Consider the following 23,841-nt stretch of genomic DNA (forward strand, 5'->3'; position numbering starts at 1 on the left):
GACGAGCGCTTAATGAAGAAGTGTGTCGGTGCGCCGATCCCCGAATGGGACCGTGCTCACCGCTTGTCCATCAGCCAACCGGCTAGCCCAGAAATTAAGGACCTTGGAACAGTTTTTAGCATCAACTCGACCTTCATGGACGTAATTGACCCTGGGTTTCTGGATAAGCAGTGGGTCATCATGGCGGTTTTTATTGCTTTTCTGGCAATGGGAGTCGGCCCATGGATTTATTACTTCACTCATAGCGATGGGTCGTCCGGCGATTTCGTGATGAACGGCATCGCGATTTTTGCCGTCGTTCTTTTTGGCTCGATCGTCTGGAATCTCGGCAGGGGGTTATTTTTTGGGCTGCTCTATCGACCGATACGGTTCCACCGCGCGTCTCGCACGCTCTACTCGATCCGCGCACGGCGGTTCTTTGCGAAGGCTGGCGAAGGCGATGTCGTGTGGGAAGCACCGTGGAATGATGATGCGATCTTTTGCCTGCATCAAGAAGTCACACCTTTCGGCACGGTGTTTCACATCCGGCACTACACGGTAGACGACCAGGGCAACGTGACGCGGGTATTCTCGATCGGCCGCGAATGGACCAGTTCGCAAACCCGGCTGGCGCTGGCGCAATGGAACTACTGGTGCATGTACATGAACAATGGTCCGCATGGTCTTCCCAAACCGATGCTGTTCCATACTCAGCATGAAACGCCGCGCGAATCATTCTTGTTTGCGTTGTACAACTTCGGCATGAACGTGCCCCTGTTTATGCGGCTGATCGCAATGCCGGCGGTTCTGACGTTCACGGTTATGCGGATCATCGCAAATGTGACGTGCCGTGCGCCGGTTTGGCCGGATACGATCACGCGCCTCTCTGCAATTGCACCCGATGATCCCTACGCACAACCGCGCGCGGGCACGCCGGTTGGCTGGGGCGAGACGGTGCTGGCCCAGCAGCGCGGTGACTATCCGGACGACGATAATGCGCGGGTCCCAAACTGGGCGCGCGAGCCGGATGGTCTCAAGTACGCTGCCGCCTGGCTCAAGGACCCCGCCACGGCTGCTACCGCACCGCGAGACGAAACATGAAAGACGAAAGCGGACGCGGCGCGATCCGTCTGCACGACAAGACGACCCACGGCGGCGAAGTGATTACCGCGAGCGACGATCTGACGGCGCTTGGAATTCCGGTTGCGCTGAAGGATCACCTGACATGGTGCCCGAAGTGTGGCGGGCAGTTCAGAATCATCCCGCAAAACAGTACCCGCAACCATCACGGTACACCGGTCGCCTTTCACGACGACCTGACGGAGTGCGGCGCGCGATTGATTTCGTCTCTCGGATAAGGGCATCGCGTATGAGTGGGCCGACGGATCGGATGAAGGAAATTGCATTGATCGGCACATCATCACGCGATACCACTTTAGTCTCCGAGGCTCAGCGTCAAGCGCTGCGCGCCGATATTCGTCTGCGGCTCGTTTCCGCGCTGATGCGTTCGGGCGATGCCATCGCCGATCCGAAGCTCGCGCGCTTACCTGGGCCGATCCGCTATCGGGTCACGGGTGCGCTCGCCGCGTGGGATGCGCTGCGAACTGCAACGGATAGCGTGGCGTCGCCGACGCTGACCGAGATGTTGCGCTCGTACGGCATCCTGCGTCTGACGCGCTATTTCGATCGTTTTACGCGGGACCTCCTACCGCACGGTGCTGACGGCCGCTCGGCCGACACGCTCGCGGGGGTGGCCCAGTACAGCGCTGTATGGCTAGCGTTCGAGGTTCGACAAGGGGCTTTTTACGAGCCGACCCCACCGCTGCACCGCCTACTTGACGCCGCCTATATCGCGGAGGACGTGCCGATCGGCATGCTGAAGATGCCGACCGATACGCTATGCATCATTCCCGAACCCACTCGCTGGAAACAAGCCGGCGACATTGAGGCGATCGCGATCTTCAAGAACGAACGATCGATCGGATTTGCGACGTGGTTAATGGCGGGTGGTCCCAGTGACGGCGCAGCAATGGATTCAATCACGCTGCCGCTGCAGGCCCCCGACAAGACGATCAGTGAACTGGTGGATGAGTTGTTCCAGCAGCCCCCGGCTGATGGATTGCCTGATTTGCCCGACTCGCAGCAGTTCTGGCGTAACGCCCTGAACTACGCGATCAAGATGTTGTTGTATCTCAACGCGCGCGACGCACAGGTCGTGAATGACCGCGCTTATTCGAGCGCGCCGCGCCACTTTCCAGGACTCGGCAAGCGCAAACGCACGGAACGACTCGCGGAAATAGAACAGCTCTACGATCGACACGTCGTCGGCCCCGCGATTCTTGATGCAGAGGCGGCTGAAACGGTCCCATCAGACGGCGTGCAGCGCGAGGTGAGCGGTCATTGGCGGCGGCCGCACTTCCGAATGCAACCGTATGGCCCGCAAGCAACTTTGCGCAAGCTGATCTTCGTTGGTCCAACGCTTGTGCGTCCCGACCGACTGGGGCTGTAGACGGATGGATCATTTGCTGTCGCATTACGAATACGAACTCGGATTGTTCGCGCGAGCGCTCGGGGACTTCGCTATTCGGTATCCGAAAATCGCCGCCCGACTCGGTATCCAGAGCGGTCGAAGCGACGACCCGCATGTCGAACGCCTGGTCCAGACGTTTGCGTTCCTCGCGGCGCATCTCGATTCGAAACTGGCCGACGACTATCCCGAATTTACCGAGGCGCTACTTGAGGTCGTACATCCGCACTATCTGCGTACGGTGCCGTCCTGCGCGATCGCCCGATTCGTGCCGCAGGCAATCGTCGGTCAGTTGACAGAGCCGGTCATCGTACCGCGCGGCACAGCCCTGAATGCGCGCACGGCCCCGGTGCGGTTCCAGTCGGCCTATGACGTGACCGTCTCGCCATTACAGATTCGGTCCGCGCGGTACACACCGACGACGCTGGCGCCGTCGGTGGTGAGATTACCCACCGACGCGACCGGCGTGCTGTCGATTAGCTTCACGTCGGCCGCCGGTCGGTTCGCGGCGGCTATTCCGGACAACCCAATACGCATCTACCTTGCAGGCGAGCGACCATTTGTCTCGTCGCTGCTGGACGCCTTGCTGCTGCGCGCGGCGGCTGCGTTCGTCGAGGTTGATCGATGCGGGCGCTGGCAGACGTTGTCGAAAGTACCCTTCGAAGCAGTGGGTTTCGCCGACGACGAGCGCTTGTTGCCGGAAGGCCGAACCGCAAGTCGGACCGCGACGACCTTCCGTTACTTGCTGGAATATTTCGCGTTTCCGGAACTGTTCGACTTCGTTGATCTCGACATGAGCCGCGTACAGCGCACGGCACGCGCACCTGACGCCCGGGAACTGACCTTGCATGTCGTGGTGCGCGACACCCCCGCCGAATCGCTCGCTGCACAAATGCTCGCATCGCTCGACGAGACGGCGATCAACCTGTTTTGCACGCCTGTCGTGAATCTGTTCCCGCGACCAGCCCAGCCCATCGTGCTGAAAGGGCAGGAAGCCTATCCGGTCCAGCCTATGCGTCTTGCCAACCATTCGGAGCTCGGTGTGTATTCGATCGACACGGTCTATCTGGGGGAGTTGTCCAAGAAAAACGACAAGGACGAGGATATTCCGCTTGAAAACGAGAAGCCCAGAATTCCGGTGCCCCCGTATCAGGCATTCAGCCACGATCAACGCCGCCATCGATCAGCCGTCTACTGGATCGCATTCCGCGAGCGTGATGCAGGTACGCCTGTTCGTCAGAACATGATGCTATCGCTGGTCGGACTAGACGGACAGTCAACCCAGCCGAAGCTGCCGCAAATCGACGTGATGACGACCGTGACGAATCGCGATCTGCCGGCGCGCCTCCCAATAGGCAATCCGCTGGGCGATCTGCTGCTCGAAGGTAAGGCGCTGGATTGCCCGATTCAGTTGATCACGAGGCCGACGTTGACGGCGGAACCGACGCGCGGCAATGGCGCGTTGTGGCGCGTGCTGTCAACGTTGTCGCCGCATCCACTGGACCTGACGCGGGACGGGCTGTCGGCCCTGAAAGCGTTCCTGCGGCTCCACGCAGTGCGCACGACACCGCTCGCGCAACGCTGTATCGACGCGATCACTGATCTGGACTACAAGCCCGCAATCAAATGGATGTCGCTGGACAATCAGTTCCCGTCGTTCGTGCGCGGTACCGAAATCGTGCTGTCGCTCGACGACACCGTTCTGCGGGAGGTTAGCCTGGTCGTGTTCACGAAACTGCTCGAACGGTTCTTCGCGCCGTACGGGCCGATGAATAGCTATGTTCAGTTGATAGTCCGTTCGGCGCAGACCGGCAAGGAACTGACGCGAGGCGCTGCCACGCCCGGTATGCAGCCGCTAATATGATCCGGCGCGCGTCCAATCCTCTGTGTCGCTAGCTAGGGAGAAAAGTGAATACGTGCCCCTACTATATGCCGCGCTAGCTACAGGCGAATTCGAGGTGACCCATTAAGACGTAGCCAAGCCTTATATTTCGGCCTGCAAAACATATGAAATATTCTATTTTGCTCAAAAAATGAGCAAAATTGATCACTTTTTGCCCCCGCAACGATCCGATTGAGCAGTTGCTGCGCCGCGCAAACATTACATAATTCTTTCAATACAAAAATTGCGCCCATAGCGCCGCCGCACGGTCTCACCCATGCCAACCCATATCCGGGGGGAATCAGAGCCCCTGACGGGCCGGAAAATGAGTCAGAGGGTCATTCCCGGTATCGGCGGAGCGTTCGAGACCGGCCCGAAGACGCTGAGAAGTAAAAATTACCGCCCCGAACGCCGCAATCGATCCCTTTTATCGATTTTGGCCGGTTTGTGTTACATTTTTCCTGCCGAAGAGTCGCTCTGGGGTGTTTTTCGTCGATTTTTAGCAAAAATCCCTAGTTTTGCCTCTCTGCCTCACGGTTGCCTGACGTTTTCCGGCTCTGCCTGGGCATCGCGCCTTCAGCGGCTCCCGCGATCCTCTTCATCGCACCTCGCTTTCCTGAAACGCCCCTGTATCGCCTCGCGTTTCAGTTATTTCCACCCTTGAGCTTGTTCCCGAACATCAGTTCGGCGCCTTCGCTCGCCTTAATTATTCTGGATGCCTAACTATGGATGCGCATCGTCGTGAACTTTTGTTCCCTCTTGGCTTGATTGCAGTCACACCCGGTGCGCTCGATCTTCTCGACCGAACCGGCACCAACGCCGATGGCTACTTCGGCGGCACGGCAGTGGTGATTGGGGTTTCGTCTGCGCGGCCGATGCTCGCTCGAATGATCTCGCCGCGACGAATCGAACGCGGCTGCTGTCGGCATACGAACTTGGTGACAGTCGCGAACGGCTGTGGATCATCACAGAAGCCGATCGCCGAGCAACAACGCTCTTGTTGCCATGCGAATACTGACCCGATGGAGTTCACCGTGCAGAAACTCCATCCGGCTCTTCAACCCGGTCGACGCCTCACGCTTGTCGGCTCGAATACCCCGGCATTCAGTTTTCAAGGCTGTTGGGACGGCGGCTGCGCGTTGCATGCGACGGCGATGGCGCTCGCGATGCTTGGCTGCTTGTCCGATCCTCTGAATGTGCCATCGCGCCGTCGCGCCCCCGAATCGGAATTCTGGCGTCGCGCGCAGCCGTTCTACTTGTCGGGAGTATCGCTCGAAGAGTTGCAAGCGCTGATTGGGGGACTCGACTGGGGACTGCGCACAGCCTCCTTTGAAGGGGCGCACGCAGACGTGCACCGGTTCAGCAAACGAGAAGTGATGCGTGGCCGTCCGGTGGTCCTGACGTTTCGGCAGTCGCGTGCGGTCTTACATGCAGTGCTGGTCGTCGGCATCGAGGGGCGAAAGATCGGCCGGACCTTCGACGGACACACGTTACTGGTGGTCGACTCTGCCGAAGCTGAACCTGTTCTGGCGACTTACAACGCGCGGCTCACGCGAACGGCAACCGGCCGCGGCAGGTTGGGCGGACACGCGCAGTACGTCACCGGGTTCGATCAACGGAAAGTCGTGCTCACCGGCGCGATGTCGATCCGATCATCCGCGACGACAGCGGTCCGGAAAGCGAAGCCGCCATAGCAGCGGCGTCAACGTAACCTCGAGCGTTCGATCTTGGGCGGCTTGGCGACATTGATGCGCCGCGTATCTAGGTCTTCTAGGGACATGGTCAACGGCGCGAACAACTCCGCCAGTGAAATGCCGAGCGGCCCGCACAACGCCGCCAGCGTCAGCACCGTCGGGTTCGTCATACCCGACTCGATCGAACTGATCGCGGCGCGGCCGACCGACGCCTCATGGGCAAGGTCTTCCTGACTCTTCCCAGCCTGGCGACGGACTTCCTTGAGCCTCTTTCCGACGGCGACGGTGATGGGGTTGCGTTCTTCAGTGGGCGGGGCGGGTGCTTTCATGACCGAGAGGATGCCGCCTCAACACAGCAAATGCCATCGCTCAAACCATTCATTATTTGATATGTTAACCGTACAAACAGACCAAGGGCACGTGCCTGTGGCCATCCGGGGAAACAGAAAAATGTCTGCAACCACCATACAGAAGTGCACTACAACGGACGGAATCCAATTCGAGAGATGGCCCGCGCGGCGTTCAATCGACCACGGGCACGGCCACTCGCCGGTCCATATTGTTGGCGTAGGAGACGTTGGGGGCGGACTGGCCGCTGGCCTCTACTACCGACTCGGCGTTGATGACGGCATCACATTCCAGCAGGTCGCAGCAACGAACGGGTCTTTGTCCGGCGACGGGCAACTCGTTGCCGGTCACGTGCCGTTCGAGGGGGCCAGCGCCGTAATCGTCATTGCGGCCACAGGCGAACCAGATGCGCTGCAGGTCTCGGCGGTTGTCAGCGAAGCCGCACGAGCGGCTGGTGCGCGCGTCGTTGCGCTGCTGGCTCAACCACCAATGCCTCCAGGCAATCTTGTTCGAGCCGTCACGACGGAACTCGCGCGCTGTGCCGACGCTGTCGTGTTTGTTCCCGAATCTCCTCACCCTTCCGTTCTGCATTGTCTGGTCGACGTCTACCTGATGACGATGCATGGGGCGCGGTCGCCGTCGCAGAAATGGAAGATGCCAACAGGGAGCGATTTTCTCGACGTGCGCGAAGCGTTCAGCGGTGCGACCGGCGCAGTGATCGGTGTCGGCGAAGGAAGTGGCCCCGACCGCATCAAGGGCGCAGCGCAACAGGCGATAGACGATATCGGCTCTGCACGACTCTCAATGGCGGCTGGGTTGCTCTTGATGGTTTCAGGTGCGGCAACCCTTCGATTGCGGGAAGTCGCGGCGGCTGCCTACGCCGTTTGCGAGATGACCACGGGAGATGCCGCTTCTGTTCTCGCCGCGCATTACGACGATCGACTCGGAGAGACGGTGCGCGTCACCGTGATCGCGGCCGAACGAGACGAATGCGATGGTGCGTCATGACGAGCCCCGATCAACAGAGGCGACGGAAAAGAACCGCAGCCATTACCGCAGAGGCCGGCGTCTCGGCTGCGGTGCTTCGCCCCGGTGTTCGCCTGTCGGCTTAAGCGCCATTTTCAGCGGCTCGAATAGGTCTGCGAGGGTAATCCCAAGCACGTAGCAGATGGTCGCCAACGTCTCCACCGTGGGATTACCGATGCCTCGTTCGATGGCGCTGACGCGGGTCCGGTCGAGACATGCCTCGTAGGCCAACTCTTCTTGAGACTTCTCGGCCGCGATCCGGCACGCCTTCACTCGCTTGCCGATAGCGGTCGCCACGGCGTTACGCCGATCACGGGTTCTCGGTTTCGTACTCATGGCGTACAGCATGCTGTTCTGACGCCTTTAGAAACACGTCTTACAAACCACTATTAAATGAATCTTATAAGCAACATGTTTACGCTACACTTCCGGCCGCTGGATGACGGTAGGCCAGCATGAGCGAAGCGGAATTTCATGAAACAGTCGCCCTGCGTCGCGTTGACAGCGGGCATCAATTCAAAACTGCAAAGGGGCTTTCAATGAATACTTCTGGAGACCAGACGGGCAGCGCCACGACCACTCAAGCTCAAACCGCCACACCGACTCGAAGAAGCAAATTGGGAACAGCAGCATGGATCATCGTTGCTCTGTTCGTCGCGCTCTTGGCGACGGGCGTGTACATGCCTCAACATCTAAGCCACCCGGCACTCAAGTTTCTCTTTCTCTGGCTCGGCGGAGCGTGGCTTGGCTACATCGGCGTGAGGCTGGGTGACGGCGTGCGGAGAATCTTCCGACCGGACATCATCGTGACGACGGGTGGAATCTCCGATGCGATTTGGGCGAGGATGTGCTGGGCGATTGGCCCACAATGCGTCGGACTGTTCTTGGGCGCGGTCACGGGCACCAGCATCTTGGCCGGCTGGATTAGCTGAGTTTCACAAGACAAGTTTGCTCGGATACACGGTCGCTACTGCCAGCCAACAAGGAAAGAGATTTAGTCTCAACCATGCCCCGCCTATAAGGGGGCGGGGCATTTTTATCCGTTCACAACAGTAACTTGCTCTTCATAGCGCCAGTGCAACTCTCGATGCGACCGCAGATGTGCAACGGAAACGAACGGCAAATCCCGTTCATGTATCGCTTAGATCATTGCTGAGCGTTGAGGCCGAACGCACAGACCGGATATCGCCGTGCCCATTTCGGAAACTCGGGGCGAAGATTTTCCCGAGACAGGATGCTGGCGACAGGTAATGCAGTCTCCATTGGCACATCATCTACGATGTCAATCCCCGTGGCCTGCCGCACCCTCGAACGACAACGAGCGAGGGTTGACGCGGGATAGATCGTGCGGAGTTCTCGACCACTGGCCCACAGTTCGAGTGCGTGCCGTAGAGGCCGATCGAGGACGCGATTGATAACTGGCCGTAATATATTGAGCGGCACATGGGAGTCGAATCGAAGCTTCGCCATCTCCCTCCAATACACATCGTCGACCATCTTGCGCGTCCACTCCGAGCCGCGCGTGAGGCGGTTGCGCGTCAAATATTCCTTCGGCACTTTCAGTTCAGCACGGATGCTTTTGCTGGCGATCGTTGTCAGTCCCTCCCAAACGCTAGCTGCGTCATCTTCCCCGACCACTGCCTTCAGATGGCGAAATGAGCGCGTGCGACGATCAGTCAGTTCTCGCGCCTTGTCGTACATTACTAGCACTGGCCCGCTTTGATGTTTCGCCAAACGGATACCGGTTCCCTGATTCAAGCAACTAGGCCGGAATTCCCAAGAGGCATTCCTCAATACGTGTCGATAAAACTGCTGTTGCTCCATTCCGTCCGGCAAGCCAAAACGTTGAGTGACATGAATCTCTGCGACATCGAATTCGCCTGCGAACCACGCCGCACGCTGCTCGTTGGCATACGTGATATCGAGCGCATCCAGCACAGCACAGATCAGCGTGCCGCCCAGCAAGCAAACATCACTCGATCCGAATGTATTGTGCCCCTGCAATGGCTTGAGGGGACAACCGCGAATTCGAATCGCCGTGCCGGCATGCAGGGACACTACATCGACAGAGGCACCGCGAGTCTGCAAGAAGACCTTTTTGCTGTACCGTGAGAAGACCGGAGCGGTATCCAAATCCTCATACCGCTTTCCCCGCTCGTTACCGAACTCTTCATGCGGGTGAAGGATAGTCACATCCAATAGATCAATCATTCGTTAACCTAATCAATATTTTCGAGTTCATATCGACCGTAGAATTTGCTATTTACAGGATCGGGAATCTCATTATGAGAGGGGATAGATTAGTATCTCGGGTAGATGGCCGTCCGGCCGGGCCGCACGTATTTCTGGACTTATGTGCCTCTCCGCAGCTGGCGACCACCCCACTGTCCTGTTGCGACTGTTGCGTTCATCCGAGAGGTCTGAATTTAAGCGCAACAGCCGACTGGACAAACTAAGCTCTGTGATTGACTCGATCGGTTGATAGCCCCGCAGGCATCATTGATACAGTTCCGATGCTGTTCAATCGCGTCGGTAACCTGCTGACGGGTGCGCGACGGCGGGGCTATATTCCAACGAGCGCGCGCCGGTTCCTACTTCACGTCAGGGTTATCCGCTGCCAAGTCATAACGGCACGCCCAACGAGTACGCCAGTCAGCCGGAGGCGCGAGGCTAGCGGCGTTCTTCGGTTGGATCAACAATGACTGGAAGCCACGCGAAATGTTCGACGCGGCGATGCCGGCAATTTTCGCGATGTCGCGGAGCTTCATGCCTTCGTGGGCGAGGTACCACGCTAGGCGGATGACGGCGCGCTCCGCGATAAACGGCTCAGGCTGGTAGGTCCAGCCGCCGTCCGGGGCGCGGAATACTTCGATCGTGACACGGCCGACACCGAGCATGTGATCGCTCGCGAGAGTCAAGTTGTCCAGCGTGATCGCGACAGGTGCGCCCGGACCCGGCTCACATTTGCGAACCTCAACTGCTGCCATGCAGTAATCGCGGAGCCACGTCACATCCTGCTTCTTCGTATGCTGGACGTAGATAACGACGAGCGCGCCGCACTCGACCGCCTCTGCATTGAGATCGACGAGTGCAGCAACCGCGTCGTCGCGCGTCAGGTCTCGATAGTCCACCATCGCGAGGACGCAGGTTCCGGAATTCACGTGGCGCATCATATGAGGAACGCCGCTGGAACACAGCGGATTGAAACGCCTGCAGTGTCTGATCGACAGGATTTGCAGTTTTCCCGCTTGCACGTCCTTGCTTGCATACGACTTCACCGAGTTGGCGTCGCGCAAACCGGGCGAATGCAGGAACTCGATCTCGGAAACGGGACCAATCGGCAGATTGGCGATGGTGCCGTTGGTATGAATACCGTTGACGATGGCTGCAACTGCAACGGCAGCGAGAGTCGGATCGGCGCACGTTACCAGCAATACGCCTTTGCAGCGTTCTTTGCTGTGGTCGGTTGCTCTCTCTTTCTCCGTCACGGCGTCGGAGACCGCTGCATTCGGGATAGCTTCGGCGGGCGGTTTTGCCGGACTGGCGCTCGCAAGCGGCGGGTCGACCGATCGCGGCACGGAAGATTTTTGCTGCTCCATTTACTTCGCCTCCTTCGATGCGAGGAATGCCTCGATCGTGGACAGGGGCCACACCCGGATGCGAGCGGTGATGCGCAGAGGTACGAGTTGATCCGACTTCACGAGCTTGTGCAGAGTCGTTCTGCCGATTTTGAGTATCTGGCAGACTTCGTGCGCGAGAAAGTTGGGTTCGACGCCGGGCGCGCTCGGATTGACCACGCCCGTGTCCGAAGACGGCACGGTGACCGTATGCTGCACGATCGGTGAATTGGTCGTGACTAGACGGCCGTCCGAAAGGGCGGCAGTCAGAGACGACGGGGTGGGAGATTTTTTGCGTGAGTCCATTTGCGTACTGGAATCAAATTGCACCATAAGGGTGCGTCCAGACGCAGAACGGGTTTACCCAATCTGTTCACGCACGCAACGGCAATTCGCCAAAGCATGCGCTGCGCTGGACGCGCAAACATAAACAGATACAAGCAAACCCCGCTCACGCAGTGTGACGGGCGTTTGACGGCCCCGACGATCGGCTAACGACTCCGACTCGGGTACTACACCGCTTTAGTAGATGTTGGTAGTTGATTTGTCAGAACCAACCCGGCTCACGGCTCCGGACCAGAACACTTCGGCAAACTGACTGACTGATCTACAAGGCAAGAAATCTAGCACGAGAAGTCTAGATTGTCATCTTCGTAGCTGTTCCTTGGCATCATGTGTAAAAGGTTGAACTAGATCAAACAGGCAGCGACAGATTGGCCGACTCAGTTCGGCCAATATGAGTCTTTTGCGCGATCGCTCAAGTGGCCTGTCCAGTGACCGCTTCACCGGCAAGACCTGCCCGCCATGCTGTCCCGTGAACGTATTCACTCCTTCATTCAAGACGCGTGCGCCGCAATCACCCTAGCCACGGTCCCCAGCGATCGCTTGCGCTCAACCGTGCCGCACGGAGTGAGATTGCGTCGTTCGCTGATATCATCGACGCGAAAGATGAGGGCGCTCGTCGCTTTTATGAGCGGGAGAGTCTCCTCGCATTGCCCGATCAGCCCATAAAGCTATTTCGGCCGATAACAGACATCCGGCGGCTCTTCTGATGATGCGCGACCTGACCGAGGAATGCCTTCGAATCCTGAACAAGGGCTTTTTCGAGATCACCGATCCCGGCCCACTCCATCAGCCAATTCGTAGCTTTTCAATCCGCCGGGACGAAAAGCTGAACCTTATCTTGGAGACTGAGGCCGCCCCCAATGCGACGTCGGCAGCGATCAATCTGCCGCCAGGCACGGTTCGTTTGACGAACGAGCGGGCGCTCCTCCGGAGCGTGGGTGGTCTCGAAGGGGAATTCTTTGGGCTGATGCCCTACAGTCAGAATCGCCAGACCCTCGGTGTGACCGAGCAGCCCCTCAAGGAGCTGGCTCAGGTCCATGTCGCCAAGACAAACAACCCGTCCGGGGCACCCGCGGCATATGTCATCGACTGGCTCGAAAACCTGCCCACGAGCCCATACGTTTGGCCAGCGGCTTCCAACGTGGTTACCAGAACCATCACCACTCGAAGAATTTCTCTGAACGACGGCATCACTATCGCGAGCGATACCGACCGTTCCAGCACCTCGTGGAACTCCGCCAAGGTTACGGTGGACGGCGCGACCTTCTACGTTTGCGCGCTCGACAGAGAAGACCGCCCCGGCGCCATCAAGCCGGGGTGCATCGTCTACGATGGCGCCCCAGACGACCAGTTTCGAAAGAAGGTCCGAACAGGCCTTTCTTTCGCGATGGGCGTGTACTTGGTCGATCTCGGCACATCCCACTACGATGCCGAATGGAACGTCGTGTCCACGCTCGCACGGAGCGCCTACAGCCTGCGCCGCCATGCCTTCGACATTGAAACTCTCCAGCTCGCGCCGCTCGGCGACCGCTTCCTGAATGAGCTTGGTGCCCCACAACTGTCAAAGGCGATCCAGGCATTTGTGACGGCGTTCGACTCCCTAGATCTTGCGAACCTGCACTGGGCCTTCTGGCATGCGTGCGCCGCCACTCCGCACATCGCGCCCGCTCACTTCGGCGCGGCGATCGAGGGCTTGCAGAGTGCCTACATCAAAGCCAACCCCGGAAAGGTGCAAGAGGGCTGGGCCACCCGAGACGAATGGAAGATCCTCAAGACTGCACTCAGCGCCGTCATCGACGGCGGCAACATCTCCCTTGAGGCGAAGATGGCCTTGAAGAATAAGCTGCCTACCTTCAATGGCATCGATCAGCGTCAGCGGCTGAAAGACGTGATGGCTGCCTTGAACCTTGAGCTGGGCGATGACGAGGACGCCGCGTGGCGCCGACGGAACAAGGCCGCCCATGGCACGCCGATCCCACAGGGTCAGGAGGTGGCTGCGATCCGGGACATGAAGCTGCTGAGGGGGCTGTTCCAGCGCCTACTGCTCCGGATGACCAACGCGGCTGATCAGTACATCGACTACGCCTCGCCGAACCACGAATACCGGCCTTTGCGTCAAGCGCCGCCGACCATCGGTTAAGCGTCGGTGAATTCGCTGTCGGAACCGATGTCCGCCACGGGCTGGGTCAGAGCGTGGTCTTCGAGCGCACTGTGGAAGTAAGTGCTCTGCGAGGCGCGGATGCGGCGGCAGCACTCCAGAAGCGGCCGTTGCAGTCGGACAAGTGCGAGCGGCGGCTAAGGGTCGATCACCGCCATTGGCGACGAGCTGTTGTCCGAGATCTACTCTGACGTTGTCTGACCGGTCAGGTGTTGGCCTATACAGACATGCGCGTTCGTCTGACGCCGGTACGTGATCAGGTTCTGTCAGCGCGGATGGCGTTGCTACCCGTCGGTTTGTCGCCGCAGTACTTATCCCAGTCTTGCATCAACGCTGCACGCTTTACGAACAGATCACCGCGAGCATATGCCGCTTCCGCCTTGTCCTTGATCCCGTGAGCCAGCGCGGCCTCGCAGACTTCGCGCGGATAGTGTGTCGTTTCGCCAGCCCAATCGCGGAACGTCGACCGAAAGCCGTGAACCGTAATGTCGTCGCGCTTCATGCGCTCCAGCAGTTGCAGCATCGCCATGTTGGACAGCGGTTTCTTGTCACGCGCTCCCGGAAAAACATAGTCGCCGCGCTTCAGCGTCTGCTGGGCCTTGACGAGTGCAATCGCTCGTGCCGAGAGCGGTACGCGATGTTCCTTGCGCATCTTCATGCGCTCGGCCGGGACGGTCCAGATGCCTTCGTCCAGATCAAATTCCTGCCACGTCGCACCAATCGTCTCATTTGTTCGAGTGGCGGTCAGGATAAGGAACTCGAGTGCGCGCGCGGCAGTGCCTTCCGCGGCTCGCAGCTCTGTCATGAAATCAGGAAGGTCCGCGTATGGAAGGGCCGGGTGATGCTCCACCTTTTGGACGCGGGAGCGCTTCGGCAACAACGTGTCCAGATGCCCCTTCAAGCGGGCAGGATTTTCGCCAACTCGGTAGCCGCGAACTGTGGCCCAGTCGAGTACCGACTCGATTCGGCCTCGAACACGAGACGCCGTCTCGGTTTTCGTCGTCCAGATTGGCTCCAGTACCTTCATGACCAAAGCAGTATCGATAGCGGAGACGGCCAGCGAATCGAAGATCGGATACGCGTATGTGGTGAGCGTGTTCGTCCACTGATCCGCGTGCTTGGCGTTCTTCCACGAGGCCCGGTGCGCATCGATGTACTTCTCGGCGCAATGCTGGAATGTCACCGCATTGGCTTGTGCGATCCCCTGCGCCGCTCGTTCAGCGTTACGCGAGTCGATGGGATCGATGCCGTCGAGCAACTGGCGGCGGCAGTCGAGGGCGCGTGCTCGGGCGTCAGCAAGACCGATCGTATGTACAGGTCCGAGACCCATTCCGCGTGCTTTGCCGCTCCGCATGTAGCGGAAGAGCCACGACTTGACTCCGGCGGTAGTGATCTGCAGATACAAACCACCGCCATCGGCGTACAGCCCAGGCTTGGTTGTCTTGGTGACGGTCAGTGGACTCAGTCTGTTTATGGCTCTCGGCATAGATCAACTATCAATTCGACTATCAAATGATAGCGCGATTGTAGCGCAGTTCGTTTGCGTTCATTTGACGGCGAATTTCCGTGAAACCCCGTACAGACAACGATCTCAGCGATATTTCGTGAACTTCGCTGAACGCCGATGGATTCAATACTGACGGACCCTCTCTCCGCCAGACAATGGCAAAAAACCCCGCAAAGTCAATGACTTGCGGGGTTTTTTGTTTTTCGACCCATCATACAACCCATCATCCAGCAGAAATTCGCCAGCGCCGCTGAATTTCGCTGCGCCTCCCTGCCGTCACGAAATGTCGGTGACATCGGCACCACGCGGAGGCGTTCCGTTCCCGGCATGCCACGCACCATAAAGTACGATTCACCGACAGGTGCGGTGCGCTGCGCAACTCAGCGACTACGCGCGGCCAACAACTGACATACGCCAAACCAGCGTTCACGATCGCTATGAAGCCCCGCGCGAAATCCTCAACCCGCCGAAGCAAGGCACCAATGACTAAGGACATGCTGCTACCGCTGACAGCAGGCGTCGCTCGAAAAAAGTCACTGGAATATCACCTTGCGCTTGCCTCGTTGCAGAGCGGCAGCGGAACCACTGACGCCACAGCCAAGGAATTCAAAACGCTCTACCTTGCGTATTTCGTCCATGAAGCGACCGTCGGCCGTCAGGACCTAGATCAGTTCCGGGTCGCCGAAACCACAGTGGTCGAGTGTGCGGTTGCTGCGAAGAAAACCGGGACCTTCGAAATTCCGGCCAGTGGTCGCGCCGCTGTCGAGCACATCCTGCTAATGCACGATCAGCAACTGGCGAGCGTGCCCGCCCACGTGATCGGGACGGCTCACACCCGTCTGTCTCAATTCATCGCGACCGAAAAGATGTCGCCGATCGCAGATGCGTGAGATTCTGTCGCATAGCAACTGGCCCGAACGCCGAAGCGTCGGAATCGATCGTCCTCAAGCCAGATGGCAAAGGCAAACAGTATTCCAGCGACAACCGCTCCCTGTGCAGCCCAAAGATTCTCTTGCAACGACAAGGTTTGAAGCGACCTGATAGCCTTGTCTGCGGTTGACGGCAAGGTCGAAGCCGCGATGCCCGCTTTCGCCGAAACGTGCCACATCATGGCAGAAAACGCCGTCGCCGCCGCACCAATAGTCGCAGCGGTTCGCCGCATCGATTTTTTGAACATCACGATGGCCTATATGCTTAGAGCTTCAAATGGTTGAATCGGCTTCAGGGGCTACATCGGACGGCGTGCAATCAGACCAGTTCAGATTCATTCTGCAAAGATGAACGATTTGTCCGGCGACGAGGTTTCATCGATGCGCGATTTGTGGATTTCGTCCGTCTCTCAGCGTCGTTGTTAGGGCGATTCAATCGTGTAATTCCACGCTTTTCCGTCTGACGTGATTCCGATCTATATCCGTATTTCGGCAATGGGAATTTTTCGTCAACGTTTACCAAAGCACTTGCAGACTCTGCCCCTCTAGCTAGAAACATCAGAATAAAAGTGGCGGCCGAGCCGAGAAGCATGAGAATCACGGCAGCAACCGGACGGATTGCCCTTGAGTCAGGCAACGTGAGAAACGTAACAAAGTAAATCGATAGCGACAAAAACAAGAACGCCCAAAAATTTTGCCTCACCGTGAATCTCTTAAGCCACTTAAAGCGATTATCCTTGTAGCATCCCTCTTCAGGACAAAATTTCACATATTTACCAGCATATGCGAGCGATCGAAGCAAGGCGAGCGCATTATCTCGCGCGAGTACAAATCTAATTTCATCCCCACTCAATTGCATCCCATACGCCTCTTTAACTGCGAGTTGTAGCGCACCGGATGAGATTTCACGCCACCCCTGATCCTTCATCTTCATTATTTCATATAACCGCTTCGTGCGACCTTGAGAAAAAATCTGGCTTCCGGATCGGTAATTTTTAAATAACATGATGACGCCACCAACCCCAGTCACAATCGCGATGACAGTACTAACCGTTCCTAGGGATTTGATAATATTTTCGACAATCATGCCACACCCCGAAAAATTAGTTAATTCGTGTACTGCAACTCACCTTCTATGCCACTACATGACCTCACGTTTCCAATCACAATGCGATACCTCGTCAACATAAGAAGCGAATCCACAATTTAGACGCTGGCCTTACCCCAGCAACTCATCAACATCACACATCGACCGACATGACCTGCTGCGACGCGATGAGTAACGGCGGCACCGGACACTTGCAAACGCACAGATCGTCACTCAGTGCGACGCGGCGACCGTCCGGTCCTGTCATTGGCAGTCGCGCGCCGACGCATTGAATCTTGCCGATGGTCTTGCACACAGGGCAAAACACATCGTCGTTTTCGTGCGCGATGTGCCTGCCGTCGAGCGCGAACGGCGTAGCCTTGGCTTGGACCGTTCCGGCCACCGAGGTGTGGTCGCCGTCGAGAATCAGGTATCGAATCATGATAGTTAGTCGGTGTATTTTTCATCAGGTGTCGTCCCCGCTGGCTACTTTCGATAACAAGCATAGCTTCGCCTGTCTCGAAATATCGATGGCCCCTGCTTGTGCAAGGACGGGCCGAAACCCTACTTACGTCAATACTTCTTCAAAGCCTCTTCAACTCCCTGACGGTATCTTGCGGGAACGCCGTCAGTTCCAGCCAGTAACTCTTCGAATATCAAACGCTCGTCAATTCTCTCAGAGTTCACATGCTCTTCCAGCAGCTTGTCGAGCTTCCCATGCGCAGTAAATTGACGAAAAAAGTTGACTCGAATTCCTAATGCAACATCCGCAAAAAGAGCCGGGATTCCCCAAACCAGCGTCAGCAGAGACGTTTTCGGTGTAATTGCTTGCTTGAAAATGTTGCATCTATCAACACACGAATCCAAATTCTCAAGCTCCTCGATAAGCCAGTGCCGCTGCGGCCTCACACTCGCTGCCATTATGCGCTCAGCCAGATAGTCTTGAAATCGCAAGTCTTTTTTAATGATTTCCGGACAAATTCGCTCACTGGCCCTATGAATTGCTCGGACACAGGACAAATTCCGCCCCGCAGCCTCAATAAAACCATTGTCCTTGAGCGCGGTACACACTGTACTCAAGACAAACGAATCACATACGCCCGAAATATTTTTCCTGACGATCGCTTTAATCTCATCCGCCATACGTCCCCCTTACACTACTGGTCTTGCTTCTCAGTCGGCGACCAGTGCCAGTTCGTTGTGCCCCACGAACTGCCTTCAATCACGGGCATGATTTCACCCACTTCGAAATACCGGCGACTTCCTACCTTCGCTGGTGTGTGCCACCAGCCAGCTTCCGGGCACGGGTTGCCGCCTCGCACGCTCTGGCGAGTCGGTTCGCGGCTTACGGGCGGCGGAACGATCGTCGGCGGCTCAGGAATCGGCGGAGCATCGGGCAAATCAAAGCGCGCTTGCCATGTTCGGGCGTTCTTGCTGTCCGCATTGTCGAGTTGCGGATCGTACAGATGTAGCCCATCCGGTTTCGGGTTGCGCAATTTGCGAAGCACACTGTTGACGAACACGTATGGCTCCGGCAAGCCCTCTTCGGGCGCACCCAAGCGCGGAAATGGTCCTGCCCTGACGAGAACACAGTGATTGATGCGCTCGATTTGAATGTCATCACGGTCAAGGGCCGCACGCAACGCATCATCACCACCGAGCCGTTCAACAAACAGGTTGCCAAGAATCGTGTACCAACTGACGCCTTTTATAAAACCCCATCGATGAACTTTTGCACCGGGACGAAGGTAATTGAATACTGCCGTCAGGGCGTACGGTTCTCCGTGATGCGAAACGGGATCGTATTCGTCTCGACCAAAATGGGCGCAAGCATCGACCTCGATTCCGCTGAACCGTTCGGCAATCGCCCATTCTTGCGCCTGCCACTTGTGGTAGTCGTACGCGGTCACTGCCGACAAGCCACCGTAGCCGCCCCGCACGTCAAGTTGCTCACAAACGTAGTGCAGGAAATACTCGTACTGCGCTTGACCTTCTGGTTGCGTGACCAACTCCATCGGTACGCTGAATTTCAAGAACGACAGTTCCATTTCCTCCCCTTTCGGAACCTTGTAGCCGGACGGAGCTTCGTAGTCGAATGGGTTTGCACTGCCTGTCAGCGTAGCGATTTGATAGTCGGGTGCGACGGTAGAAGTAGGGGCGCTCGATCGCATGACGCTGACTTGGACGAAGTCAGCGCTATCGCGGATCGCCTTGCGAATTTTCTCAACACCCATCGCCGTTTTTTTACTGAACTTCGCCAAGTCCTCATCTTTGCCGGTGATGAGGTGTTTGCCGAACAGTTCATCAAACTTGTCGAAGCAAGCGAGCAAGCCGCGCCGACCCTCTGGCTTCGAGCCGCCAGCAAAATACACTGTACCGATGACCCCCGGCTTGACAGCAAAGCTGTTGTCGGCCAGACGTACGCTCAACTCTTCGGCGTAGCGTGCATAGGCTGCGAATGGTGTCAGCACCACAGATTCATTGCTCATGTTGAACGTTCTGATTGAGATTCGACAGTAATTTTCCGTGCGATCACGATGCGGCTGCTGTCACGCCTAGCGCGAGCGCAAGCACGGCAAGCGTTTCCGCCGTGGCAGCTGCAACAATCGCGGCGAGCGCAAGCAGTATCGCCAGTAACGCTTCTGAAAGCACGATGATGATAACTACGCCCGCGACAACAGCGGCGACGACAACTAGCCCCTTGATGATCGACGTGCCGATCTGCGCCCAATTTATCTGTTTCAGCATTTCCCACGTCATATCCGTCGAACGGACAATCGCATCCCATCCGGCCTTGAGTTGCGCCGTCGTGTAGCGGTAAATCTCGTTGCCTTTTTCGTCCACCCATCGCCATGTTGCTGTCGCCTTGTCCGAGACCCAACTGCCAGCGGTCAGCGCCCACGGCGCGTGCTGCTGCAACCAAGCGTGCGTTTCGGCGGATAGATACGCCGCCCCGTCATTCACCGCGTCCCACGCGGCTGCAACGGCCGCATGCCCGACTTCTCCTGCTTGCCGAATCCACGCTTCGTACCACGCAGGTTGCGCAATCGGATCGGCCGATCGAATCGGAGCGCGCACTTGTCGTTCGCGACGCTTCTGACGCAACTCTGCTTCGCGTTGCTCCGGCGACATCGCAAGCGCACGTTGTCGCGCTTTCTCCAGATCGCCGTGACAGTCGCTGACATCGATCACTGACATACGACGCGTGTACTCACCCGGCTGTCCGGCAATCTTCCGGTACGCAGCTTCCTGACCTGTGCCCCAATTGTCACCAGGAAATTTAACTTCGACCAACCTTAGCGAATTATCGACGTGTGGCTTGCCGTCGTGATCAACAGGGCTACGCCCCGGCCAGCGATCCGCCGGATTGCGCACGATGATCACGTCCGGTCGACGCATCAACACGAGTTTCTCACCATTGACCACAATATTTTTTCGGCCGGAAGGAAACGGATTCAAAGTGTGCCGCCGCCCGGGACCCTGTTCTTTTTCACTGCTCAGAAACGGTATCGGGGCTTCGATTCCTCTCGACGCATAATCAGGAAACATGTCAAAGCAAACTTCAGCTTTGTACTGCCATCGGAAGTCCGCGATGTCCTCATCGATGCGGATCGCGGCTGTCATCACGACCTGCTTGAGCGCCGAAATCGTGTTCGTGCCGTCAGGCAGCTTGATGTTGACGAAATCCGGAGCTTGCAGTGCGTATTCGATCTTCTCTTGTAAATAACCCTTCGTGTCCGGCGGTAGCTCGGCGTACGTAACCCTGTCCTCATTGACGGTCGTGCAGGTCGCGACCGGTTCCATCGTGCCCGCCATACGTCAGTCCTCCAAGTAGTCGCGTTGAATCATCGGTTTGTCCGAGCCAGCAAACTGCCACGATTCGACCTGAGCAGGCTTTGCCTTCAGAGCTTGCAGCGGCACATCTTGTGCATTCGGCGTGAACACAGGCACCGTCTCGCCGAGATCGTTCGTGTGGCTGAGCACGGTTCGTCCCGATGGCAGCTTCATTTCGTAGGCGTGTCGAATCATCGGCGTGCCGTCTGTCTGATTTTTCAGGACATACCGCGCCTGATACGACGGCTTGAACTGCGGCATCGCATAAGATTCGCTGACCGGCCCGGAGAAACTGAACGACGCACCCTTGAAGTCAACGCTGCCCGGTGCGTGTATCGAGACGTTGCCGCCCTTGACGCGAATTGTCGCTCCACCGCAGTACAGTACTAGTTCCTGATCGGCCGCAATTTCCATCCGTCCGGCCACCGACAACAATTTCACAAGCTGCTGCGCGATCATTTCAAGATCGCCATCTTGCGCCTGTATTTCGACCTTGCCCTTGCCCGCTACGGCTTTGATGCCTTGATTACGCGCAAACAGGCTCAGGTGATCAATCGCGGCCGCGTGCATCGAGCCGCCCGCCGTAAGATACGAATCCTGCCCGCTGATCCAGTTCGCCTGCTGGTCTGCACTTGCGTGTAACGACTGATGCGTGGACAGACCAATCCCGGCCGGACTGCCGAGCAACAACAGCGGCTCAGCGAATGCGTTGGCGTTACCTGTTCCACCGCCCGCCGTACGGCCGCCGGACGACTCGCCCGTGGCCGACTGCTTCGTTGCGTCGGTGAACGCCGTTAGCGCATCAACGCCGGGTTTCAGGCTCTCCGCTTGATGCTGTTCGCTCGCATCCGAAATGCTGCTGAGCAAGTTTTTCGAGCGCGTAAGCTGTTCTCGCGCCTCGTCAACGTCTAGCTGATCGCTGTCGCGCGAAACAGGGTGCGCGCTAATCGACACGCCACGGCCGCCGCGCATCGACGCGTAATGGTCAGCGTGCAGAAGCAACCCCGACCCGAGATACCGCCCGCGCGTATTGCCGCTCTGCTGAATCAAATAGCCCTGCGCGATCGATGCGTAGCTGCTGCCCGTGTAGCTGACGAGCCGCGTACCACCTTGGTTCGTCGCGTCATCGTGGACGAACGCGTTAAACGCCCCCGTACCGCCGAACCCTTGCGACTGAAAACCCGACAGCAGCACATTCGAATGCCATGGGGAAGGCGTCGTGCCACCGTTGACGCGCCCCAAAATAAACGGCTTGTCGCAATCGTTTGCCCAATAGGCGACCAAAACCCACTCACCGGCGCGTGGCACGTGTACCGATCCGTAGCCGTTGCCGGTATCAGCCTGCATGGTCGACAGCAGCGGCGACGAAGCGAACGCGCCATCAGGGTTCTTGCGGTCCCATGCAAAATGAACACGTACCTGGTTCCGCTCGTTTGTCCACGCTTCCGATCCTTGCTGCGTCACGACGATGGCGTGTTCGATCGTCATGTTCGGCTTCGGGTGTGCGAGCGGGCTGCGATATTCAACACTCGCCTCTTGCGCCTCAACCTCAATGACGAAAAATCCCGCTGTTCCGTCTTGCGGGTGCTCCGGCGTCTTGAAGCGCGTCCCGTGTACCGCCAGCTGCTCGGCCAGCGTGGCGCGCAAACTGCGCGGAAATTCCGTCGCTTGTTGACCAATCGACACGTTGTTTTCGATGAACCAACGCGCCTCGATAGCGAAAAATTCACGCTTTTTCGGATCGCTGTCCGCATGGCGCGGATGGTTGTCCAACATGAACCGCAGTCCGGCATCCAGCCAACGCAGACCGCCAACGCAGACCGCCAACGCCGAAATATCTGCGCGCCCTCGAATCCCAACCCTCTACGCGCCGACGTGCACGGGCTGCACCGCTGTCCGAATCCGGGTAGCCGTACGCTGTTGGCTGGTAGACCGTCATAGGTACAGCGGGAATGCTGCGTTCCGATTGCCGCCCGCCGTCCGCCGCGTAGGTTGTGGAGTGCAGCGCGCTTTCGGTTTGAAAATGGGAGGTCGGCCGCTTGTAGTCAAACGCGCGCGACATATAGCGCAGGCTCTGCATGGTCTGCGTGACCGCCCATTGCGTGAACCCGTCGGCTTCGTGATCGGTGTTGCCGCGATAAAATTCGGCCGGTTTTGCCTCCGGCAGCGACGACACGCTATCCAGAATGATGAGCGTCGTTTTCGGCGGCTCACCTTCCTTCGTTTGCTCGTGGACCCAATGAAAATACCAGCCTTCATCTTCGAGAAGGCGGTGTACGAAATGAAGATCGGACTCACTCTGACGGCACCACGACCGCACGACGGGTTCGCGCGTCAGATTGAAGTGGAACCGCCCCTGAAGCTGCGGATACCGGTTGAGAACGTCGGAAACGATTTCGCGCGCATCCTTTTCGAGCCAACCCTCGTCGTTGTGGGACTTGCTCAGGAAAATCAGGGCGGAAGAAAATTCCAGCTGGAACGTTGATACGCTACCGTCGCCGCCCAAATAGCCAACCTGATGAACGAAACCGTGCACGGGTCGATAGACCGAATCGACGTAAAGCGCCGTCCGTTGCTGAATCCACAATGTGACGGGCTGGTGCATCAGCGACAACAAATCGGTGTCACCGCGCAGCGATGCAACGTCGATTGTCCAGTGGTAATCGCCACCGATTCCGGACGATCCGCGCGCACGCAATGGAGTCAACGCGTTCTTGCCAAGCGGCGTGTCCAGCATCAACAACCGGTCGTGTTGCAACAAGCCCCGGTGAACGGCCTCGTACAGGTCGCGACCCTTCAGGTCCCCGGGCGCGGGTGGTCTTAGTACCATTTCTCGTTGTCCTTCTCTCAGGTTCGACTACCGTCAGAGGAGTGGCGCAAAGACGGTCAGCCAGCGGCGACGTAAAAT

The 23,841-nt window shown here is 57.8% G+C and carries 21 protein-coding genes and 1 pseudogene; 9 read left to right on the plus strand and 13 right to left on the minus strand.

What is annotated here, in order from left to right; genetic code table 11:
* The first annotated feature begins 12 nt into the window (after window positions 1-12).
* The 5 genes from ACPTTC_RS12800 (at window position 13) to ACPTTC_RS12820 (ending at window position 6,082) form a co-directional block, all read left to right on the plus strand.
* Window positions 13-1,080 (plus strand): DUF6708 domain-containing protein, encoded by a 1,068-nt coding sequence (locus tag ACPTTC_RS12800; protein ID WP_423392690.1) that lies wholly within the window; start codon window positions 13-15, stop codon window positions 1,078-1,080.
* Entirely contained in the window at window positions 1,077-1,337 is a 261-nt protein-coding gene (locus ACPTTC_RS12805; RefSeq protein WP_423392691.1) for a PAAR domain-containing protein, read from the plus strand. Before ACPTTC_RS12800 ends, ACPTTC_RS12805 begins: the two co-directional genes overlap by 4 nt.
* 32 nt (window positions 1,338-1,369) lie before the next feature.
* Window positions 1,370-2,488 carry a hypothetical protein gene (locus ACPTTC_RS12810; RefSeq protein ID WP_423392692.1) on the plus strand — a complete coding sequence of 373 codons (1,119 nt, stop codon included), beginning with the start codon at window positions 1,370-1,372 and terminating at the stop codon, window positions 2,486-2,488.
* A gap of 4 nt (window positions 2,489-2,492) precedes the next feature.
* A complete protein-coding gene (gene tssF / locus ACPTTC_RS12815; RefSeq protein WP_423392693.1) occupies window positions 2,493-4,370 on the plus strand; it encodes a type VI secretion system baseplate subunit TssF in 1,878 nt (625 codons plus the stop codon).
* 743 nt (window positions 4,371-5,113) lie between these two features.
* Window positions 5,114-6,082, plus strand: coding sequence for a hypothetical protein (locus ACPTTC_RS12820; protein ID WP_423392694.1), 969 nt, complete (start codon window positions 5,114-5,116; stop codon window positions 6,080-6,082).
* Between the two features lie 8 nt (window positions 6,083-6,090).
* Here ACPTTC_RS12820 and ACPTTC_RS12825 read toward each other — a convergent pair whose 3' ends face one another.
* On the minus strand, window positions 6,091-6,411 hold the full coding sequence (locus ACPTTC_RS12825) for a helix-turn-helix domain-containing protein (RefSeq protein ID WP_423392695.1): 321 nt from the start codon (window positions 6,409-6,411) through the stop codon (window positions 6,091-6,093).
* A gap of 121 nt (window positions 6,412-6,532) precedes the next feature.
* On the opposite strand from ACPTTC_RS12825, the gene ACPTTC_RS12830 reads away from it, so the two are divergent.
* Entirely contained in the window at window positions 6,533-7,438 is a 906-nt protein-coding gene (locus ACPTTC_RS12830; RefSeq protein WP_423392696.1) for a cell division protein FtsZ, read from the plus strand.
* 42 nt (window positions 7,439-7,480) lie between these two features.
* Here ACPTTC_RS12830 and ACPTTC_RS12835 read toward each other — a convergent pair whose 3' ends face one another.
* Window positions 7,481-7,804: a helix-turn-helix transcriptional regulator gene (locus tag ACPTTC_RS12835; protein ID WP_301847336.1), complete on the minus strand. Its 324-nt coding sequence runs from the start codon at window positions 7,802-7,804 to the stop codon at window positions 7,481-7,483.
* A gap of 107 nt (window positions 7,805-7,911) precedes the next feature.
* Here ACPTTC_RS12835 and ACPTTC_RS12840 point away from each other — a divergent pair, with 107 nt between their 5' ends.
* On the plus strand, window positions 7,912-8,388 hold the full coding sequence (locus ACPTTC_RS12840) for a hypothetical protein (protein ID WP_423392697.1): 477 nt from the start codon (window positions 7,912-7,914) through the stop codon (window positions 8,386-8,388).
* A 214-nt stretch (window positions 8,389-8,602) separates the two neighbouring features.
* Here the strand turns inward: ACPTTC_RS12840 and ACPTTC_RS12845 are convergent, their stop codons facing one another.
* From ACPTTC_RS12845 to ACPTTC_RS12855, 3 genes are all read right to left on the minus strand, one after another.
* The gene (locus ACPTTC_RS12845; RefSeq protein WP_423392698.1) at window positions 8,603-9,667 is read right to left on the minus strand and encodes a phage/plasmid replication protein, II/X family; all 1,065 of its coding nucleotides are present in this window, start codon (window positions 9,665-9,667) and stop codon (window positions 8,603-8,605) included.
* A gap of 380 nt (window positions 9,668-10,047) precedes the next feature.
* On the minus strand, window positions 10,048-11,055 hold the full coding sequence (locus ACPTTC_RS12850; RefSeq protein ID WP_423392699.1) for a hypothetical protein: 1,008 nt from the start codon (window positions 11,053-11,055) through the stop codon (window positions 10,048-10,050).
* Window positions 11,056-11,379, minus strand: a complete 324-nt coding sequence (locus tag ACPTTC_RS12855) for a helix-turn-helix transcriptional regulator (protein WP_423392700.1) — start codon at window positions 11,377-11,379, stop codon at window positions 11,056-11,058.
* 745 nt (window positions 11,380-12,124) lie between these two features.
* On the opposite strand from ACPTTC_RS12855, the gene ACPTTC_RS12860 reads away from it, so the two are divergent.
* A complete protein-coding gene (locus ACPTTC_RS12860) occupies window positions 12,125-13,558 on the plus strand; it encodes a hypothetical protein (protein WP_423392701.1) in 1,434 nt (477 codons plus the stop codon).
* Between the two features lie 274 nt (window positions 13,559-13,832).
* On the opposite strand, the gene ACPTTC_RS12865 is transcribed toward ACPTTC_RS12860, so the two are convergent.
* On the minus strand, window positions 13,833-15,062 hold the full coding sequence (locus ACPTTC_RS12865; RefSeq protein ID WP_423392702.1) for a tyrosine-type recombinase/integrase: 1,230 nt from the start codon (window positions 15,060-15,062) through the stop codon (window positions 13,833-13,835).
* Between the two features lie 515 nt (window positions 15,063-15,577).
* Between ACPTTC_RS12865 and ACPTTC_RS12870 the strand changes: the two genes are divergently transcribed.
* Entirely contained in the window at window positions 15,578-15,973 is a 396-nt protein-coding gene (locus ACPTTC_RS12870) for a hypothetical protein (protein ID WP_423392703.1), read from the plus strand.
* Here the strand turns inward: ACPTTC_RS12870 and ACPTTC_RS12875 are convergent.
* The 7 genes and pseudogenes from ACPTTC_RS12875 to ACPTTC_RS12905 all read right to left on the minus strand — a co-directional run bounded on the left by ACPTTC_RS12875 (window position 15,928) and on the right by ACPTTC_RS12905 (window position 23,763).
* Window positions 15,928-16,260: a hypothetical protein gene (locus ACPTTC_RS12875; protein ID WP_423392704.1), complete on the minus strand. Its 333-nt coding sequence runs from the start codon at window positions 16,258-16,260 to the stop codon at window positions 15,928-15,930. The genes ACPTTC_RS12870 and ACPTTC_RS12875 overlap by 46 nt on opposite strands.
* A 71-nt stretch (window positions 16,261-16,331) precedes the next feature.
* Window positions 16,332-17,099 carry a hypothetical protein gene (locus ACPTTC_RS12880; RefSeq protein ID WP_423392705.1) on the minus strand — a complete coding sequence of 256 codons (768 nt, stop codon included), beginning with the start codon at window positions 17,097-17,099 and terminating at the stop codon, window positions 16,332-16,334.
* A gap of 154 nt (window positions 17,100-17,253) precedes the next feature.
* Window positions 17,254-17,541 (minus strand): PAAR domain-containing protein, encoded by a 288-nt coding sequence (locus ACPTTC_RS12885; RefSeq protein WP_423392706.1) that lies wholly within the window; start codon window positions 17,539-17,541, stop codon window positions 17,254-17,256.
* A 131-nt stretch (window positions 17,542-17,672) separates the two neighbouring features.
* Window positions 17,673-18,242, minus strand: coding sequence for a hypothetical protein (locus tag ACPTTC_RS12890; RefSeq protein ID WP_423392707.1), 570 nt, complete (start codon window positions 18,240-18,242; stop codon window positions 17,673-17,675).
* A 14-nt stretch (window positions 18,243-18,256) separates the two neighbouring features.
* Complete coding sequence (locus ACPTTC_RS12895) at window positions 18,257-19,588, minus strand: type VI immunity family protein (protein ID WP_423392708.1); 1,332 nt, start codon at window positions 19,586-19,588, stop codon at window positions 18,257-18,259.
* A 43-nt stretch (window positions 19,589-19,631) separates the two neighbouring features.
* Window positions 19,632-20,915 (minus strand): VRR-NUC domain-containing protein, encoded by a 1,284-nt coding sequence (locus tag ACPTTC_RS12900; RefSeq protein WP_423392709.1) that lies wholly within the window; start codon window positions 20,913-20,915, stop codon window positions 19,632-19,634.
* Between the two features lie 3 nt (window positions 20,916-20,918).
* Window positions 20,919-23,763: pseudogene (locus tag ACPTTC_RS12905) on the minus strand (type VI secretion system Vgr family protein).
* Window positions 23,764-23,841 lie beyond the last annotated feature (78 nt).

This window comes from Burkholderia mycopellens, assembly GCF_964265025.1.
Classification (GTDB): Bacteria; Pseudomonadota; Gammaproteobacteria; order Burkholderiales; family Burkholderiaceae; genus Burkholderia.

Excerpts from the sequence above, each read along its gene's own strand:
- ACPTTC_RS12800 (WP_423392690.1), top strand. The coding sequence starts at position 13 with ATGAAGAAGTGTGTCGGTGCGCCGATCCCCGAATGGGACCGTGCTCAC.
- ACPTTC_RS12805 (WP_423392691.1), top strand. The coding sequence starts at position 1,077 with ATGAAAGACGAAAGCGGACGCGGCGCGATCCGTCTGCACGACAAGACG.
- ACPTTC_RS12810 (WP_423392692.1), top strand. The coding sequence starts at position 1,370 with ATGAAGGAAATTGCATTGATCGGCACATCATCACGCGATACCACTTTA.
- tssF (WP_423392693.1), top strand. The coding sequence starts at position 2,493 with ATGGATCATTTGCTGTCGCATTACGAATACGAACTCGGATTGTTCGCG.
- ACPTTC_RS12820 (WP_423392694.1), top strand. The coding sequence starts at position 5,114 with ATGGATGCGCATCGTCGTGAACTTTTGTTCCCTCTTGGCTTGATTGCA.
- ACPTTC_RS12825 (WP_423392695.1), bottom strand. The coding sequence starts at position 6,411 with ATGAAAGCACCCGCCCCGCCCACTGAAGAACGCAACCCCATCACCGTC.
- ACPTTC_RS12830 (WP_423392696.1), top strand. The coding sequence starts at position 6,533 with ATGTCTGCAACCACCATACAGAAGTGCACTACAACGGACGGAATCCAA.
- ACPTTC_RS12835 (WP_301847336.1), bottom strand. The coding sequence starts at position 7,804 with ATGCTGTACGCCATGAGTACGAAACCGAGAACCCGTGATCGGCGTAAC.
- ACPTTC_RS12840 (WP_423392697.1), top strand. The coding sequence starts at position 7,912 with ATGAGCGAAGCGGAATTTCATGAAACAGTCGCCCTGCGTCGCGTTGAC.
- ACPTTC_RS12845 (WP_423392698.1), bottom strand. The coding sequence starts at position 9,667 with ATGATTGATCTATTGGATGTGACTATCCTTCACCCGCATGAAGAGTTC.
- ACPTTC_RS12850 (WP_423392699.1), bottom strand. The coding sequence starts at position 11,055 with ATGGAGCAGCAAAAATCTTCCGTGCCGCGATCGGTCGACCCGCCGCTT.
- ACPTTC_RS12855 (WP_423392700.1), bottom strand. The coding sequence starts at position 11,379 with ATGGACTCACGCAAAAAATCTCCCACCCCGTCGTCTCTGACTGCCGCC.
- ACPTTC_RS12860 (WP_423392701.1), top strand. The coding sequence starts at position 12,125 with ATGATGCGCGACCTGACCGAGGAATGCCTTCGAATCCTGAACAAGGGC.
- ACPTTC_RS12865 (WP_423392702.1), bottom strand. The coding sequence starts at position 15,062 with ATGCCGAGAGCCATAAACAGACTGAGTCCACTGACCGTCACCAAGACA.
- ACPTTC_RS12870 (WP_423392703.1), top strand. The coding sequence starts at position 15,578 with ATGCTGCTACCGCTGACAGCAGGCGTCGCTCGAAAAAAGTCACTGGAA.
- ACPTTC_RS12875 (WP_423392704.1), bottom strand. The coding sequence starts at position 16,260 with ATGTTCAAAAAATCGATGCGGCGAACCGCTGCGACTATTGGTGCGGCG.
- ACPTTC_RS12880 (WP_423392705.1), bottom strand. The coding sequence starts at position 17,099 with ATGATTGTCGAAAATATTATCAAATCCCTAGGAACGGTTAGTACTGTC.
- ACPTTC_RS12885 (WP_423392706.1), bottom strand. The coding sequence starts at position 17,541 with ATGATTCGATACCTGATTCTCGACGGCGACCACACCTCGGTGGCCGGA.
- ACPTTC_RS12890 (WP_423392707.1), bottom strand. The coding sequence starts at position 18,242 with ATGGCGGATGAGATTAAAGCGATCGTCAGGAAAAATATTTCGGGCGTA.
- ACPTTC_RS12895 (WP_423392708.1), bottom strand. The coding sequence starts at position 19,588 with ATGAGCAATGAATCTGTGGTGCTGACACCATTCGCAGCCTATGCACGC.
- ACPTTC_RS12900 (WP_423392709.1), bottom strand. The coding sequence starts at position 20,915 with ATGGCGGGCACGATGGAACCGGTCGCGACCTGCACGACCGTCAATGAG.